The sequence below is a fragment of the Sporosarcina gallistercoris genome, assembly GCF_014836415.1.
GTDB classification, from domain to species: domain Bacteria; phylum Bacillota; class Bacilli; order Bacillales_A; family Planococcaceae; genus Sporosarcina; species Sporosarcina gallistercoris.
Map to the genome: position 1 here is coordinate 26,971 of NZ_JACSQY010000012.1, position 15,393 is coordinate 42,363.

The 15,393-nt window shown below is 44.9% G+C and carries 20 protein-coding genes and 1 riboswitch; of the genes, 16 read left to right on the plus strand and 4 right to left on the minus strand.

Annotation, left to right across the window (positions count from 1 at the left end; all coding sequences use genetic code 11):
* Window positions 1-18: 18 nt before the first annotated feature.
* From H9659_RS15605 to H9659_RS13510, 11 genes are all read left to right on the plus strand, one after another.
* Window positions 19-147 (plus strand): hypothetical protein, encoded by a 129-nt coding sequence (locus tag H9659_RS15605; RefSeq protein ID WP_263618298.1) that lies wholly within the window; start codon window positions 19-21, stop codon window positions 145-147.
* A 129-nt stretch (window positions 148-276) separates the two neighbouring features.
* Window positions 277-975, plus strand: coding sequence for an MgtC/SapB family protein (locus tag H9659_RS13465; RefSeq protein WP_191691452.1), 699 nt, complete (start codon window positions 277-279; stop codon window positions 973-975).
* 88 nt (window positions 976-1,063) lie between these two features.
* The gene (locus tag H9659_RS13470) at window positions 1,064-2,704 is read left to right on the plus strand and encodes a glycerol-3-phosphate dehydrogenase/oxidase (RefSeq protein ID WP_191691453.1); all 1,641 of its coding nucleotides are present in this window, start codon (window positions 1,064-1,066) and stop codon (window positions 2,702-2,704) included.
* A 63-nt stretch (window positions 2,705-2,767) separates the two neighbouring features.
* A complete protein-coding gene (locus tag H9659_RS13475; protein WP_191691455.1) occupies window positions 2,768-3,154 on the plus strand; it encodes a DUF302 domain-containing protein in 387 nt (128 codons plus the stop codon).
* A 658-nt stretch (window positions 3,155-3,812) separates the two neighbouring features.
* Window positions 3,813-4,109 (plus strand): rhodanese-like domain-containing protein, encoded by a 297-nt coding sequence (locus H9659_RS13480; protein WP_191691457.1) that lies wholly within the window; start codon window positions 3,813-3,815, stop codon window positions 4,107-4,109.
* A 38-nt stretch (window positions 4,110-4,147) separates the two neighbouring features.
* The gene (locus H9659_RS13485; RefSeq protein WP_191691459.1) at window positions 4,148-4,720 is read left to right on the plus strand and encodes a sulfurtransferase TusA family protein; all 573 of its coding nucleotides are present in this window, start codon (window positions 4,148-4,150) and stop codon (window positions 4,718-4,720) included.
* Entirely contained in the window at window positions 4,717-5,112 is a 396-nt protein-coding gene (locus H9659_RS13490) for a DsrE/DsrF/DrsH-like family protein (RefSeq protein WP_191691461.1), read from the plus strand. The genes H9659_RS13485 and H9659_RS13490 overlap by 4 nt, the downstream gene beginning before the upstream one ends.
* 39 nt (window positions 5,113-5,151) lie before the next feature.
* Entirely contained in the window at window positions 5,152-6,273 is a 1,122-nt protein-coding gene (locus H9659_RS13495; RefSeq protein WP_191691463.1) for an MBL fold metallo-hydrolase, read from the plus strand.
* Between the two features lie 16 nt (window positions 6,274-6,289).
* On the plus strand, window positions 6,290-6,517 hold the full coding sequence (locus tag H9659_RS13500) for a sulfurtransferase TusA family protein (protein ID WP_191691465.1): 228 nt from the start codon (window positions 6,290-6,292) through the stop codon (window positions 6,515-6,517).
* A 61-nt stretch (window positions 6,518-6,578) separates the two neighbouring features.
* A complete protein-coding gene (locus H9659_RS13505) occupies window positions 6,579-7,355 on the plus strand; it encodes a sulfite exporter TauE/SafE family protein (protein WP_191691467.1) in 777 nt (258 codons plus the stop codon).
* A 62-nt stretch (window positions 7,356-7,417) separates the two neighbouring features.
* On the plus strand, window positions 7,418-8,302 hold the full coding sequence (locus tag H9659_RS13510) for a DMT family transporter (protein ID WP_191691469.1): 885 nt from the start codon (window positions 7,418-7,420) through the stop codon (window positions 8,300-8,302).
* 56 nt (window positions 8,303-8,358) lie between these two features.
* Here H9659_RS13510 and H9659_RS13515 read toward each other — a convergent pair whose 3' ends face one another.
* The 3 genes from H9659_RS13515 to H9659_RS13525 all read right to left on the minus strand — a co-directional run bounded on the left by H9659_RS13515 (window position 8,359) and on the right by H9659_RS13525 (window position 9,614).
* On the minus strand, window positions 8,359-8,646 hold the full coding sequence (locus H9659_RS13515; protein ID WP_191691471.1) for a hypothetical protein: 288 nt from the start codon (window positions 8,644-8,646) through the stop codon (window positions 8,359-8,361).
* Between the two features lie 76 nt (window positions 8,647-8,722).
* A riboswitch (SAM riboswitch) is annotated at window positions 8,723-8,825 on the minus strand.
* Window positions 8,826-8,853: 28 nt separating this feature from the next.
* Window positions 8,854-9,042: a hypothetical protein gene (locus tag H9659_RS13520; protein ID WP_191691473.1), complete on the minus strand. Its 189-nt coding sequence runs from the start codon at window positions 9,040-9,042 to the stop codon at window positions 8,854-8,856.
* A gap of 431 nt (window positions 9,043-9,473) precedes the next feature.
* Entirely contained in the window at window positions 9,474-9,614 is a 141-nt protein-coding gene (locus H9659_RS13525; protein WP_191691475.1) for a hypothetical protein, read from the minus strand.
* Window positions 9,615-9,859: 245 nt separating this feature from the next.
* Between H9659_RS13525 and H9659_RS13530 the strand changes: the two genes are divergently transcribed.
* The 3 genes from H9659_RS13530 to H9659_RS13540 all read left to right on the plus strand — a co-directional run bounded on the left by H9659_RS13530 (window position 9,860) and on the right by H9659_RS13540 (window position 12,702).
* On the plus strand, window positions 9,860-10,873 hold the full coding sequence (locus tag H9659_RS13530) for a dipeptidase (RefSeq protein WP_191691477.1): 1,014 nt from the start codon (window positions 9,860-9,862) through the stop codon (window positions 10,871-10,873).
* Window positions 10,870-12,096: a DUF819 family protein gene (locus H9659_RS13535; protein WP_191691479.1), complete on the plus strand. Its 1,227-nt coding sequence runs from the start codon at window positions 10,870-10,872 to the stop codon at window positions 12,094-12,096. The genes H9659_RS13530 and H9659_RS13535 overlap by 4 nt, the downstream gene beginning before the upstream one ends.
* A 105-nt stretch (window positions 12,097-12,201) precedes the next feature.
* Window positions 12,202-12,702: a DUF1648 domain-containing protein gene (locus tag H9659_RS13540; RefSeq protein ID WP_191691481.1), complete on the plus strand. Its 501-nt coding sequence runs from the start codon at window positions 12,202-12,204 to the stop codon at window positions 12,700-12,702.
* 255 nt (window positions 12,703-12,957) lie between these two features.
* On the opposite strand, the gene H9659_RS13545 is transcribed toward H9659_RS13540, so the two are convergent.
* Complete coding sequence (locus H9659_RS13545; protein WP_191691483.1) at window positions 12,958-13,221, minus strand: excalibur calcium-binding domain-containing protein; 264 nt, start codon at window positions 13,219-13,221, stop codon at window positions 12,958-12,960.
* Window positions 13,222-13,539: 318 nt separating this feature from the next.
* Between H9659_RS13545 and H9659_RS13550 the strand changes: the two genes are divergently transcribed.
* Both H9659_RS13550 and murQ read left to right on the plus strand, forming a co-directional pair.
* Window positions 13,540-14,379, plus strand: a complete 840-nt coding sequence (locus H9659_RS13550) for a MurR/RpiR family transcriptional regulator (RefSeq protein WP_318240735.1) — start codon at window positions 13,540-13,542, stop codon at window positions 14,377-14,379.
* A 112-nt stretch (window positions 14,380-14,491) separates the two neighbouring features.
* Window positions 14,492-15,385 carry an N-acetylmuramic acid 6-phosphate etherase gene (gene murQ / locus H9659_RS13555; RefSeq protein WP_191691485.1) on the plus strand — a complete coding sequence of 298 codons (894 nt, stop codon included), beginning with the start codon at window positions 14,492-14,494 and terminating at the stop codon, window positions 15,383-15,385.
* The last annotated feature ends 8 nt before the right edge of the window (window positions 15,386-15,393 follow it).

Genomic DNA, 15,393 nt, shown 5'->3' on the forward strand with positions numbered 1-15,393 from the left:
CCTTAAAGCAGTTGAATTGTGTCCCGTTATCGAGAAACTTCGCTAGGTGTCGGACAAATCATGCTACGTGATCGAGAAGTTGGCATGAGTGTCGGACAAACCTTCCGATGTGATGGAGAAACTTCCTTCGGTGTCGGACAACTTTGAAACAGCCTCGTAACGAGATAACCCACCTATGAAAATCTCGAAACGTATTCACATTCTAGCGTGTTATAGCATTCTTCGAGTACACTTAAAATACACTTATAGAAACAATCGGTTAAGGAGATGGGGCGAATGGATTTTTGGCTGGAAGCAGAAATGATTATGAAATTGAGCATATCGGCGGTTCTGGGTTTGATAATCGGTTTGGAACGGGAACTGAAAAGTAAACCGCTCGGTCTGAAAACGAGCCTTGTCATTAGCATCGTCAGTTGTTTGTTGACGATTGTTTCTATTGAGTCTGCGTACACGTTTCCCGATAGTACGAGCGGAGTCAAAATTCAGATGGATCCTCTCCGTTTAGCTGCGCAAATCGTATCAGGTATCGGTTTCTTAGGTGCAGGTGTAATTTTAAGACGAGGGAATGAAAGAATCTCCGGCTTGACAACGGCTGCGATGATTTGGGGGGCGGCTGGAATCGGGATTGCAGTAGGTGCGGGTTTTTATATGGAAGCCATTTTCGGTGTGCTACTCCTGATACTGAGCGTGGAATTAATTCCATACATTGTCACAAAATATGGACCGAAACGGCTGCGCTACCAGGAACTTACATTTCGGATCAAAGTTAATGAACAGTCGAGTATTGAAACGGTGATGCTCGAATTACAACGCCAACGCTTTAAAATATTCCAATCCCGTATTAAAGATCTTGACGATAATGAGATGCACTTGCTGGAAATCAAAGCAAGAGTGAATGCCAAACGTACGCTCCCGGAAATCTATAATATGATTAAACAAATTGAATTTGTTCAATCAGTGGAAGTGATCAGCTAGCAAATGCAGGAATCTGCACAACTAATCGCGTACAGTAAAGGTAGCTTCTATAAATAATACGGTCTAGAAAAAAGGAGACGATTTGCTCATGAAACCATTCTCGCACACGAATCGAACTCAAACTTTACACCAACTTTCGAACTGTCATTACGATGTAATTGTCGTCGGAGGCGGTATTACTGGAACCGGAATTGCATTGGATGCTGCATCGCGCGGGTTAAAAACACTTCTAATAGAAATGCAAGACTTTGCCGCCGGGACTTCAAGCCGTTCCACGAAACTGGTTCATGGCGGCCTTCGATACTTAAAACAACTGGAAGTGAAATTGGTTGCAGATGTTGGGAAAGAGCGAGCAATCGTCTATGAAAATGCACCTCACGTGACACACCCCGAATGGATGCTGCTCCCGTTTTACAAGAGCGGGACGTTCGGCAAATTCTCAACCTCTTTTGGACTGAAAGTGTACGATTTCTTGGCTGGCGTGAAAAGAGCGGAGCGAAGGAAAATGCTATCGAAAGAAGAAGTGCTCACACACGAACCCCTCCTGAATGAGGAAGGATTAATCGGAGGAGGCGAATATGTGGAGTATCGGACAGATGATGCCCGATTAACGATAGAAGTCGCAAAAAAAGCTCATGAGCAAGGCGCGGATTTGATTAATTACACAAAGGTTACTGAGTTTTTATATGATACTCAAGGTAACGTGAATGGCGTCCAGATGATCGATCAGTTCACAGGCGAATCGTATTATGCGCATGGCTCGATTGTGGTGAATGCGGGTGGGCCATGGGTGGAGCAAGTGATGGATCTTGATGAGAAAATGGAAGGCAAGAAATTGTTGTTGACGAAAGGCGTCCATTTAGTGTTCGATCGTTCCGTCTTGCCTCTTCATCAGCCGATTTACTTTGACACACCAGATGGCCGAATGATCTTTGCGATACCGCGCAATGAAAAAACGTACGTCGGCACGACAGACACCGTGCATGAAACAGATCTGAGAAATCCTGAAGTGACGGATGAGGATAAACAATACTTATTGCACGCGATCGCAACGATATTTCCGAACGCGGTTGTCGGCATGAATGACATTGAGTCCACATGGGCAGGGGTGCGACCGCTCATCCAAGAAGAGGGAAAAGGCCCCTCTGAAATTTCCCGCAAAGACGAAGTGTGGGAATCATCAACTGGCTTGTTGACCATTGCAGGTGGCAAGTTGACAGGATACCGGAAGATGGCAGAAGAGATTACCGATTTCATCAGCAAAAAATTGAAAACTCAAGGTGTTGCAGCAGGTCCATGCATGACGAAAACATTGCGGCTGTCAGGCGGTGAGTTCAATAGATCTACAGACTACCGAGCCTATGTGGAAGATCGGGCAAAGGAACTAACAAAGCTCGGTCTAACTTTCCAAGATGGACTCAATATTGCCTCCATGTATGGGACGAATACGAACCAGGTTGCAGAACTCGTGAGTCGTGTCGACCCATCCAGTGACCTGCCACGTGCTATCCAACTGACTCTGCTTTACGCAATCGAATATGAAATGGCGATGACACCGGTCGATTACTTTATGCGAAGAACAGGTGCCATCTTCTTCGATATTCATTGGGTCGAGAAATGGAAAAAGGCTGTCGTGGAATATATGAAGGAAGTTCTGAATTGGTCGGATGAACAAACGAAGCGATACAGTGCAGAACTCGAAGCGAGGCTGGCAGACGCGAAAAGCTGAGTTTATTCGCAAGTCGTTTAGGGAAAAATATGGACAGCCGTGAACCAGGGGAGGAATTATTCTGTGAGCACATATGTTAAGGAAACTGTCAAAACACGCAGCGAAGCGATTCAAGCGATTGAAGCATCCTTGCAACAAGCAAAATTCGGAGTGCTATGGAACTTCGACTTGAGTGCAAAACTTGAGGAGAAAGGCGTTCAACCACCAGCACCGTATACAATCCTTGAAGTATGCAACCCTTCCATCGCAGCAAATGTACTGAATGAAAATTTGCTAGTAGGTGCTTTCTTACCGTGTAAAATCGTTGTTTTTGAAGAAGATGAAACAGTTAAGATTGCCATGCCTTTGCCAACGAAACTGATGGAAGGCTTTGGTGACGAACGGATACTCGCCGCTGCCAAAGAAGTGGAGCAGCAACTGATCACGTGTATCGATGAAGCCGCTGAATAATGAAAGCAGCACCTGAAACGCCTCCAAGGATGGGGGCGTTTTGCATAATTGGATATCATGTAAGTCGATAGCCACGGATGAAGATGAAGATTGCCCGACAATTGCTCATTGTGCTCATAAATCACGGATCGCTCATAAAGTAGAGAATACGCTCATAAATCGCGGAGATCGCTCATAAAGCAGAGAATGTGCTCATAAATCACGGAGATCGCTCATAAAGCAGAGAATGCGCTCATAAACCACGGATATCGCTCATAAAGTAGAGAATACGCTCAGAAATCGCGGAGATCGCTCATAAAGTAGAGAATACGCTCATAAATCGCAGAGATCGCTCATAAAGTAGAGAATACGCTCATAAATCACGGAGATCGCTCATAAAGCAGAGAAAGCGCTCATAAATCACAGGGATCGCTCATAAAGCGCGGAAATCGCTCATAAACCACGGAAACCGCTCATAAAGTAGAAATCCCGCTCATACCCCAACAACCACAGTCAATAATCGCATCCCATCCCTTACAAAAATCTTCTTTTCACAATCCGCCAAAACTAGTTCGTTGACAATCCAGGATACGCTGTGTAATATACGGTGTAGGGTATATATCCCGCATATATTTTTTATTTAAAATTATACCCCTTAGGGTAAAGATGGAGGATTATGATGAAAGAAATTACACCGCAAGAAGTACAGCAGCTACTAGCTGAAAAACAACAGATTCATTTGATAGATGTGCGTGAAACCGATGAAGTTGAAAGTGGCAAGATTCCTGGAGTTACACATATTCCGTTGGGTCTGCTTGAATTCAAACTACAAGACTTGGATAAAGCAACACCCTACATCATGGTATGTCGCTCGGGCGGACGAAGCGGTCGTGCCGTACAACTTCTAGAAGATTACGGTTACCAAGCAACGAACATGGTAGGCGGAATGATGTCTTGGGATGGAGAAATCGAATAACGCCAGCTCGAAAACTAGCTGGAAATGGAGGCAGTAATGTGATTAAAACTGAACATATCCTCGATGCTAAAGGGCTAGCGTGCCCAATGCCAATCGTTCGTACTCGAAAAGCGATGAATGACTTATCGGCAGGAGACGTCTTGGAAGTTTTGGCGACGGACAAAGGCTCTACAGCAGACATAAAAGCATGGGCTGCGAGCTCGGGACACGCTTACTTAGGTACCGAGACGGAAGAGGATGTCTTGCATCACTTCCTGAAAAAAGACGGCGCAGCTGTTGAGGTGAAAGAAGAAATTCCTGTAATCGAACTTGAAGCGTTTAAGCAGAAGCTTGAACTGCCACAGTCTTTTACTCTTATCGATGTTCGCGAAGAAGACGAATATATCGAAGCGCATATACCAGGTGCCCGACACATCCCACTCGACGAAATAGGAACTCGAATGGATGAACTGAACAAAGATGAAACGATATATCTCATCTGCCAGACGGGAAGACGAAGTGGGATTGCAGGAATCCAGTTAGCGGAAAACGGCTTTAAACACGTATACAACGTAGTACCAGGTATGACCGAATGGAAAAAACAAACAGACAAAAGGGGATATTCATTATGACAACTCGTACAGCAATCATCGCAGCAAACGGCGGACTTTTCGACGCATACAAAGTATTCAACATCGCAACAGCGGCAGCAGCAAGTGAACACGAAGTAGCAGTATTCTTCACATTCGAAGGATTGAACTTAATCCATAAGGAAGCTTCTCAACAACTTCCATTACCTGAAGGCAAAGAACACTTTGCAGAAGGATTTAAAAATGCAAACGTTCCAGCAATTCCTGAACTGATTGCTATGTCTCAAGAACTCGGCGTGAAATTCATCGCATGCCAAATGACAATGGACGTCATGGGATTGGAAAAAGAAGCATTTGTCGATGGAATTGACGTCGGCGGGGCTGTAACATTCTTGGAATTTGCTAAAAATGCAGACGTGTCTCTTACGTTTTAATTGAAACTATAAAAGAAATGGATTGAAAGGAGAATATACATGACAGTTCGTATCATGAAGTCACAAGAAGTTGCGCGCTTCAGTATCGACAAGAAGCCGCTCTTCATCCTCGATGTGCGTAACGAAGACGCATTTACAGATTGGAAAATTGAAGGGGAATCGATCGAGTACTTAAATATTCCCTACTTCGATTTGTTAGACGGAGTCGATGAAATCAAAGGGAAGTTACCAACGGACCGTGATATTCTCGTCGTCTGTGCAAAAGAAGGTTCTTCACAAATGGTAGCGGAAATGCTCTCAGAAGAGGGGATGGACGTTTCGTATCTTGAAGGCGGTATGAAGGCATGGAGTGAATACTTGGAGCCTGTTAAAATTGCTGACTTGAAGCAGGGCGGCGAACTTTACCAATTTGTACGGCTAGGAAAAGGCTGTCTTTCTTACATGGTCATTGACCAAGGGAAAGCGGCAATCATCGACGCAACACGCATGACAGATATCTTCCTCGATTTTGCAAAAGCAAAGGAATCGAGGATCGAGCACGTATTCGACACGCATTTACACGCAGACCACATTTCTGGCGGACGTGTCATTGCTGAAGCAACAGGTGCGAACTATTATTTGCCGAGCCAAGACGCAGAAGAAGTGGTATTTGACTTCAATGTGTTGTCAGATGGTCTTCAAGTAACTGTAGGGAAAACACCAATTGAAGCTGTCTTTTCACCAGGACACACTAGTGGGTCGACATCATTCGTAATCGACAACGCTTACTTGTTGACTGGCGATATTCTGTTCATCGATTCGATTGGACGTCCGGATCTAGCGGGAATGGCAGAAGATTGGGTAGGTGACCTGCGCACAACGCTCTACAATCGCTATGAGCAATTGTCGGACGAACTTGTTGTTCTCCCTGCGCACTTCATGGAAATGACAGAAGTGAATGCAGACGGCAGCGTCGCTAAGCAACTAAGCGCACTCTTTTCGGAGAACCACGGCTTGCAAGTTGAGGATGAAAACGAATTCCGTTCGCTCGTAACAGAAAACTTGCCGCCCCAACCGAATGCATATCAGGAAATCCGTAAAACCAATATGGGAGTACTCACTCCTGACGCAGATACACAAAGAGAGATGGAAATCGGTCCAAACCGATGTGCCGTTCGATAACTAGGAGGAATTACAAATGAAAGCAGATCACTTTTTAGATGCAACGGGCTTATCATGTCCGATGCCGATTGTTAAAACGCGTAATGCCATGAAAGAAGTCAATTCAGGAGAAGTTCTGGAAGTGAAAACGACCGACAAAGGCGCGAAGGCAGATTTGACTGCTTGGACGAAGTCGGGCGGACACGAGTTGCTCGAACAACTTGAAGAGAACGACGTCTATACGTTCTTCATTAAAAAAGGATAAGGTTCAAAATAGAGGGAGGACATCAGTGTCTCCTTCTTTTTCTTGAAAGAAGGTTGGATCAATGAGTATCACTTTTATTCTCGTATTATTTCTAATCGGTGTGGTCGGATCGTTTTTGTCAGGAATGGCAGGGATCGGGGGAGCCATCGTTAAATATCCGATGCTTTTATACATTCCCCCGTTATTCGGACTTACGGCATTGACTGCACACGAAGTGAGTGGCATCAGTGCGATTGAAATCTTTTTTGCAACGATAGCTGGAGTTTGGGCATATCGCGGAACAGGCCTTCTGCACAAAACGCTTATCCTGTATATGGGTGGAGCGGTACTGATCGGAAGTTTCATCGGGGGACTCGGTTCTAGCCTGTTAACTGAGCAAACGGTCAATATGGTGTACGGTGTGCTTGCTATCGTAGCAGCCATCTTATTATTCATTCCACGTAAACAAGTGGAAGAGCGTCCTGCGAGTGAAGTGACGTTCAATAAGTGGCTCGCGGCTGCACTTGCTTTTGTCGTCGGGGTTGCGTCAGGAGTGGTTGGAGCAGGAGGAGCGTTTGTCCTAGTGCCGATCATGTTGACGGTGTTAGCTATACCGACCCGTATGACGATCGCATCGTCCCTTGCCATCACTTTCATCTCATCGATCGGTTCTGCAACGGGTAAAATCGCAACGGGCCAAGTGTTATGGGGACCTGCGATTGTCCTGATTGTCGCAGCGCTCATTGCAGCACCACTCGGCGCGAAGTTCGGGCAGAAAGTAAATCCGAACGTGTTGAAGTGGATTCTAGCGGTATTGATTTTAGCGACAGCCATCAATATTTGGAGCGATTTGTTATAACAGATTCAGTCGTCGGTGTATGATAGGATACGACTCTTATTGTTACTGAACCGGAGGCTGTTATGACAAATCGCAACAAAGGAATTTTATTATTATTAGCGTCGGCACTCGGATTTTCACTCATGACTGCATTCGTGAAATTATCCGGTGATGTCCCGACAATGCAGAAAACGATTTTCCGAAATGGCGTATCGATGATCATCGCATTTTTCTTTGTCGTTCACTTCAAAGAAAGATTGTTCGGCAAGCGTGAAAACCAGCGCTTGTTATTGTTGCGGTCGGCACTTGGCGCAATCGGCATCGTGTTGTTCTTCTATGCAATCGACCATCTGGTGTTGGCAGATGCGGATATGCTCAACAAAATGAGCCCGTTTTTCACGATTTTGTTTGCGGCCCTATTTTTGAAAGAGCATGTGAAACCGTTTCAACTGTATAGTATTTTACTCGCGTTTCTTGGAACGCTGTTCATCATCAAACCCTCGTTTTCGCTCGATGTGGTTCCCTATGCAGCAGGTATTTTATCGGCCGTATTCGCAGGGGGAGCGTACACCGTATTACGAGCGCTTGGTGGACGTGAGCAATATTACACCGTTGTATTTTACTTCTCGACATTCACGACCGTCGTGCTGTTGCCATGGGTCATCATCACCTATGAAGCAATGACGCTGAAGCAGACAGTGTATTTATTGGCTGCAGGAGTATTCGCTACTGTGGGCCAATTTGGAATTACGCTCGCGTACAATTATGCACCAGCAAAAGAAATTTCGGTGTTCAACTATTTCACCGTTGTATTTTCTGCAATTCTTGGTTTTGTGCTGCTTGGCCAAATTCCGGATATCTATAGCTTCATCGGCTATATTATTATATTCGGCGCGTCATTTTACATGTTTTTACGTAACCGAGGCGGGGAAGAAGTCCCTGCGGAATTGGCAAGAAAAAAGGAATAGTAGTATGAATAAAACCCTCATGCTCACGGATTATCGTGAGCATGAGGGTTTTTGCGTTACTTGAAAAGTAGCGATCCATCGGGACCGAATGTGTCTTCCAGCAGCTTCTGTTTGCGTCTGTGAATCTGCAGTGCAAGTTCGTCAGCCTGTCGTTGCAATTCTGCAATCTCTTGCAGTTCTTTCTGCAATGCTTTTTTAGAAAGTAAGTCACCTTGGTCGAAGTAATCGATTTCCTGCTGGACGCGCGCGAGCGTCCGATGCCGTTTCATAGCCCCCGCAGCGCTCCTTGGCTGTTCGCGCAAGACGTGTTCTCTTTGTGTTTGTAAGTGTTCAATCGTTTCCATGTGGATCACTCCTCAAAAATTTGCCAAACAAAAAACTCTTCCCCCGAGCAGAGAAGAGTTGCTAAAGCGCAAATTCCCCTCATCGGCCAGGTTGAAAATACCTGTTGGCAGCAGCACCTTGCGTGAGCAGGTTGCTGAGACGTCATCGGGCCAAGTCCCTCGGTCTCTCTGGATAAGAAAAGAGTCGTTCATTCAGTTAGGTATAGTCTAGCATATTTGTCGAGGGCGGGCAATGTGGCCCATGAATATCGGTTCTTGATCACTACGGGGAGGTTGTCCGACAGTTGTAGCAGATTGCCCGACACTTGGCACATCTTCTCCGACATGTGTGCCTGCTTTCCGATCACCCGGCCAGATTTCTCCGACACCTAACAAAGTTTCTCGATAATGGGACACAATTCACCAGCTTTAAGAGATTAATTAAGTGCGCTTCGCTCGTTGAAAGAGGGCTAGTCGTTCGGCTCTGGTGGATTCTGAGTTCCCCGACACATCCCACCGTTTGTCCATCCCCTGATGAAAGTTCTCGATCACCTAGTGCCCTTTACCAATCAGCTCTTCGCATTTCTCTGACACTTAGCGAAGTTTCTCGATAACGGGACACAATTCAACTGCTTTAAGGGATTAATTGGTAGCGCTTCGCTTGTTGAGGGATGGGCTACTCACTCGGCCCCAGCAGATTCTGCGTTCACCCGACATATCTACCGTTTGTCCATCACCTGATGAAAGTTCTCGTTCACTTAGTGCCCTTTGCCAATCAGCTCTTCTCATTTGTCCGACACCTAGCAAAGTTTCTCGATAACGTGAACCAATTCACTTCTATTAAGGGATTAATTGGTAGCGCTGCGCTTGTTGGGGGGTGCTACTCCGCTGAAAGCACCACTTTCATGTTGTCCGACAGCTGTAATGGTTTGCCCGACATCTAGCGCTTTTTCACCGACACTCATGCCAACTTCTCGATCACGCAGCAAGATTTCACCGACACCTAACGAAGTTTCCCGATAACGGGACCCAATTCAACAGCTTCAAGGGGTTAATTGGCCGCGCTTCGCTTATTTAAGAAAGAGCTATTCCCTCAATTGATGGAGTCGTCTGCACCCGGTTAGTCAACCAGACTAGAAATTTTCAAAAGTGAAATCTGTATCTCTACACTGCTTATTCACTATGATACAATATATTTATTCCGATATATTAGAATATTGAAAAGGGGAATTCTATGAAAATTTTCGACTTGCATTCTGATTTGTTTACTGACATCGCTTTCCGAAGAGCGCGCGGGGAAACGAATGTTTTTGACAGAATCCATTATCCTGCACTGAAAAAGGGGGGAGTGAGTTCAATCGTTTGCGTGTATTGGACAGAACCTATTTTTTCTGACAAACCGCTGGAACGCTTTCGCGATCTCATCATGCATGTTGAAACGGACTTACTGGAGTCGGAGCATGCGGTTGTTCAGCCTCTCAATGGGATTCATGAAGAGCCAGCTCCAGATGATAGGATAAAGATTTATCTAGGAATCGAAGGAATCACCTTTTTAGATCAGTGGATAACGGAGTCGGCAAACGAAACGATCGATACCACTATTGAATACATAGAAGAGAAAGGTATTCAACACATCATCATGGTCTGGAACGAACAAAATGCTTTTGCGAGTGGGACGGGTGCATCCTCTGTCACAAGGGAGCGAGGAGTTACTGCACTTGGAAGAGACCTATTGGCCAAGTCAGAAATGGCGGGTTTCATCATAGACGTGTCACATCTGGACGAACCTAGTTTCTGGGATGTGATCCACAATACGAACTCCCCGATTATCGCATCGCATAGTAACGCACGGACTGTTTGTGATCACGAACGAAATTTAACGGATGACCAAATCCGTATCATTTCTGAACGTAACGGATTAATCGGATTGAATGCTTATGGGGAGTTTGTGGACGAACGGCATCCGAACGTTGATCGATTTATCGACCACATCGACCATATCGTGTCTATTGCAGGAATCGACCACGTGGCGTTTGGATTCGACTTTCTTGATTATCTAAGTGACCATCCTCTGGGAGATGATCTGGATGTGTTAACAGAAGGGCTGGAAGATGTCACAAAAGTTCCTGCACTTCTTGAACAGATGAAACAGCGTGGATATTCCCAAAGTGAGATCGAGGCTATCAGTCACAAAAATGCGGAGCGGTTCATGACCAATTTAACAATAGAAAGAAGGCGTAAAGGATGACGAATACATTAATCCAGCCAGACGACACACTTACGTTGTGGGGAATCATTGTTGTAGTGGCATCTGTCAGTATCTATTTAGAGCAGCGTTTCAGTTGGGCTTCCAAGGTTTCAGGGGCAATCATTGCGCTGGTGGGCGCTATTTTTCTATCGAATACAGGGATTATCCCAACAGAATCTCCTGTGTATGATGCGGTGTGGGGCGTCATTATTCCCCTTGCGATTCCGCTTTTACTATTTCACGTCAACATTAAGAAAATATGGACGGAGAGTGGCAAGCTGCTGGCGTTATTCCTATTAAGTTCAATCGGAACAGTAGCGGGAACCATTATCAGCTTCTTTCTATTAAAAGATCACATTCCGTATCTGGATAAAATCGGTGGAATGATCAGCGCATCCTACATAGGAGGCGGTGTCAACTTTGCAGCTATGGCAGGAAAGTTTGAAGCGCCGGGTGACCTCGTATCCGCAACAGTTGTCGCAGATAATCTGATGATGGCCGTGTACTTCGTCATCTTAATGCTGATTCCGACGATCGGATTCTTTAGGAAACGTTATTCTACACCTCATATCGATCAGGTAGAAAATGGTGTATCCCAAGAAGATGGGAAAACGCTTGCAGAAAGTTTTTGGAAGAGAAAAGACATTTCGTTAAAAGATATTGCAATGGCAATCGGGACCGCTTTCCTTCTCGTCATTGTATCGTTCAAACTCGCGGACTTCATTGGCAGCCTGATTCCTTCGGGAGAGAACGTTTCTGGAATTGTCAACTTAGCAAATGCGATTTTTGGAGATAAATACCTTGTATTGACCACGGTCACGTTTATCGTATTAGCTCTGTTTCCTACTTATTTTGAAAAGATCAATGGAAGCCAAGAGTTCGGGACATTTTTAATTTATTTATTCTTTGTGGTCATCGGGATACCGGCATCGATTCCATTGATTGTGCAGAACGCACCACTACTCCTTGTTTTCGTATTCATCATCGTCATGGTCAATATGATTGTTTCGTTGGCTGCTGGAAAACTGCTGAATGCTAATTTAGAAGATACCCTTTTAGCAAGTAATGCCAACATTGGCGGGCCAACAACTGCCGCTGCCTTGGCGATTGCAAAAGGATGGAAGGATTTGATTGGCCCGATATTAGTGGTAGGAACACTAGGTTATATAATCGGGAATTACGTCGGTACCGTGCTTGGACTTTGGTTCTCTTCGATGATGTGAGCATGCAAAGAAAAATGGGATTCAGTAGGGTAAAGTAACTGAAACTTTCCGCAACCCTTTTCGTAAAATAGGGAGTAGATACGATGCGAAAAGGAAGTGATGAACATGCGAAAGCTAGCCCCTCATGTAGATACACACAAATCTAAGGGAGACCGGGTGTACGATCTGATTGCTATCCTGCTCTTTGTAGCGGTCATCATCTATACAATATTTCAATGGAATCAGTTGCCTGAGCAGGTCCCTATCCACTTTAACGGAGCGGGAGAGGTGGATAACTATGGATCGAAATGGTTTTTGTTTCTGTTGCCGATGATTAGTGCAGGATTGTTTGCATTCCTTGAGTTTCTCGAGCGACATCCGGAAACACATAACTATCCAAAACGTTTGAGTGAAACGAACGCACCAAAGTTTTATCAATATAGCAGGAAACTGTTGAATCGTGTGAAAAACCTTTCACTCCTGTTAATGGTTTATATCCAGTGGGAAGTCGTTCGTGTGGCTCTTGGCTATTCGACTGAAATGAGCAATATATTTTTCGGTGGTTTCCTGGCGTTGATGTTTGTCGTAATGTTTTTCGGCATGTATCAAATGAGGAAAATAAAGTGAAAAGAAGCATCTTCCAACCTATGTGCTGGAAGATGCTTCTTTTACTGTTCGGACTTCAATTGTCGTCTAGGACGAATGATATCAATATAGAGTGGATAGACCCCGAATAACAAAGTGAGCGTTAATATGGGAGCCAAGATGCTTTGTGGCTCGTCGATGAAATAAGCACAAGTTAGGGCAATGACGGAGGTCACATATCCAATTGAAAAGAGTTGTTTACTCGTCAATATATTCCCACGCCCGCGGTTCATTAACTTAACGCTCGCAAGCGATGCCGTCTTTGTCTCGATCCATTTTTGTATGAGCGTTATAAATTGCAGCGTTGACAGTTGGCGCATACTTCGTCTTGCCGCCAATATTGCGTACAATAGCATTCTTCGCTACTCCACCTTTGTAAGTCTGATTCAGCATGGTACAGTTTTTGAATTTTGAGGGGGCAGCATCAGCAGGTTGTGCAGGGATTGTGGCAACACCAAGTGCTAATACAGTTGCGGTGAGAACAGCTCCAATTTTTTTCATTATGAACGCTCCAATCTGGGGATAGTATTTTAAGAATATTATACAAGGTTTCCAGATGAGTGGAAAGACAAATTTTTGAATAAGTTGATGAAGTGTGTACGGATGCCGATTAATTTCTCCATCTGTCCGATTGTTCTCCCCAACTGGCCGATAATAGACCCGTTGCGGCCGCTTTCACCCGCTAGCCTGCCATTTGTGACAGCGACCCTCGCTATTTATTCACGAACCTTACAGAAAACGTAGTAACTTGCAATTCTACATTGTCAAAAGACTCTCGTTTCGGTCATAATGGAAAGAATAGCGTAGGAGGAGATCAGAGTGTTAGGACAAATTAAAAATCAATTGAACCGGTTTTCAAAAACTGAACTGAGAATTGCGGAATATATTCTGAATCATGCAGAACTGATTCCAACGATGACTACGAAAGAGTTGGCTGCAAAGACGGACGTCAGTGAAGCTTCAGTGGTACGATTCACCAAGTCAGTGGGAATTGCGAGTTTCAAAGCATTCAAAATTTTGTTGGCACAAGAGCTTGCGACCACGGAAGAATACATAACGGATTTTTCAATTACACAGAAGAAAGATTCTCCGTATGAGTTGTTTCAAAAAGTGGTTCATGTCAATCGTGGAGCCATCGATCTGTTACTGGCATCCATCGAAAAGAAAGAACTCGAGAAAGCGGTGAAAGCGTTTCAAAATGCGCACCGGATATTATTTTATGGAGTAGGCGGCTCGGCGATTGCAGCGATGGATGCTCAATTCAAGTTTGCCAAACTCGGGTACCAAGTGGAATATCACGCAGATTTCCATTACATGCTCTCAGTCATCCCTTTTTTAAGCGAAAATGATGTGTTTGTCGCAATCAGTATGTCAGGTGAAACAAAAGACGTCGTCGAACTCGCAAGGTTTGCGAAAAAACAAGGGGCGACTCTGATTAGTATTACGAACTTGAACAAATCCCCTTTGTCCAAAGAATCGGATATACAGCTGGCGACGCCAAATGTAGAAAAGGATTTTCGCGTGGGAAGTATTACGTCACGCATGACGCAGCTGACTGTGATCGACAGCTTGTACATCAGCTTAGTGAACCAAATGGGCGAGTCGATTATAGATCGATATCAGAACGCTCGGGAACAGGCGGTGAAATTGAGAAGATAATGAGTTTTGCATAAAATGAAATTACATTTCATATATTTCAATTAAACTATTGACTTGTAATTTCTCGAGAGCGTACAATAGAGCCAATGAAACAGATGAAAGGAGTGGGCGCATGCTTGAGAAATTGGGCACGGAACAACGCAATGCACAAACGATGTCTCTGGATACGATGAGTGTTGCAGACGTGCTGAGAGCAATGAATAAAGAGGACGGATCAGTAATAGAGGTGATTTACGCACAGCTGCCGACGATAGAAAAAACAGTCAATGCAGTAATAGACTCGTTTCAAAAAGGCGGCAGGCTCATTTACGTCGGTGCGGGGACGAGTGGACGATTAGGGATTTTAGACGCGGTCGAATGTGTGCCGACGTTTGGAGTGTCACCAGACATGGTAGTCGGCTTAATCGCCGGAGGATTGAAAGCGTTCACAAAGGCTGTGGAAGGTGCTGAAGACAATCCAGAGCTCGGAGTCCAAGATCTCAAGGACATCCAATTGAACGAAACCGATACGGTCATCGGGATTGCAGCAAGTGGCAGAACCCCTTACGTCATTGGAGCGCTGGACTATGCCAGCCAGACCGCTGCTCATACAATCAGTATTAGTTGTAATGAAGGTGCTGAAATGAGCAGTCATGCCGACATAGCAATTGAATTACCGACAGGTCCTGAAGTGTTAACGGGCTCAACGAGATTGAAAGCAGGAAGTGCACAGAAAATGGTGCTGAATATGATTTCGACTGCTGCAATGATCGGTATCGGAAAAGCGTACGGAAACTTGATGATCGATGTGCAAGCGACGAACTTGAAACTCCAAGAGCGCTCGAAACGCATCATAATGGAAGCAACTGGGGTGGATTTACATACGGCAGCGTCTTTCTACGAAGCTTCGGGGAAGCACGTGAAGACGGCGACTGTCATGATTTTACTCGATTGCACGAAAGAACAGGCACAGGAGAGAATTGAAGCGACAGGCGGATTTGTTCGAAAAGCGATACAAAAAGCATAAGGTAGTGT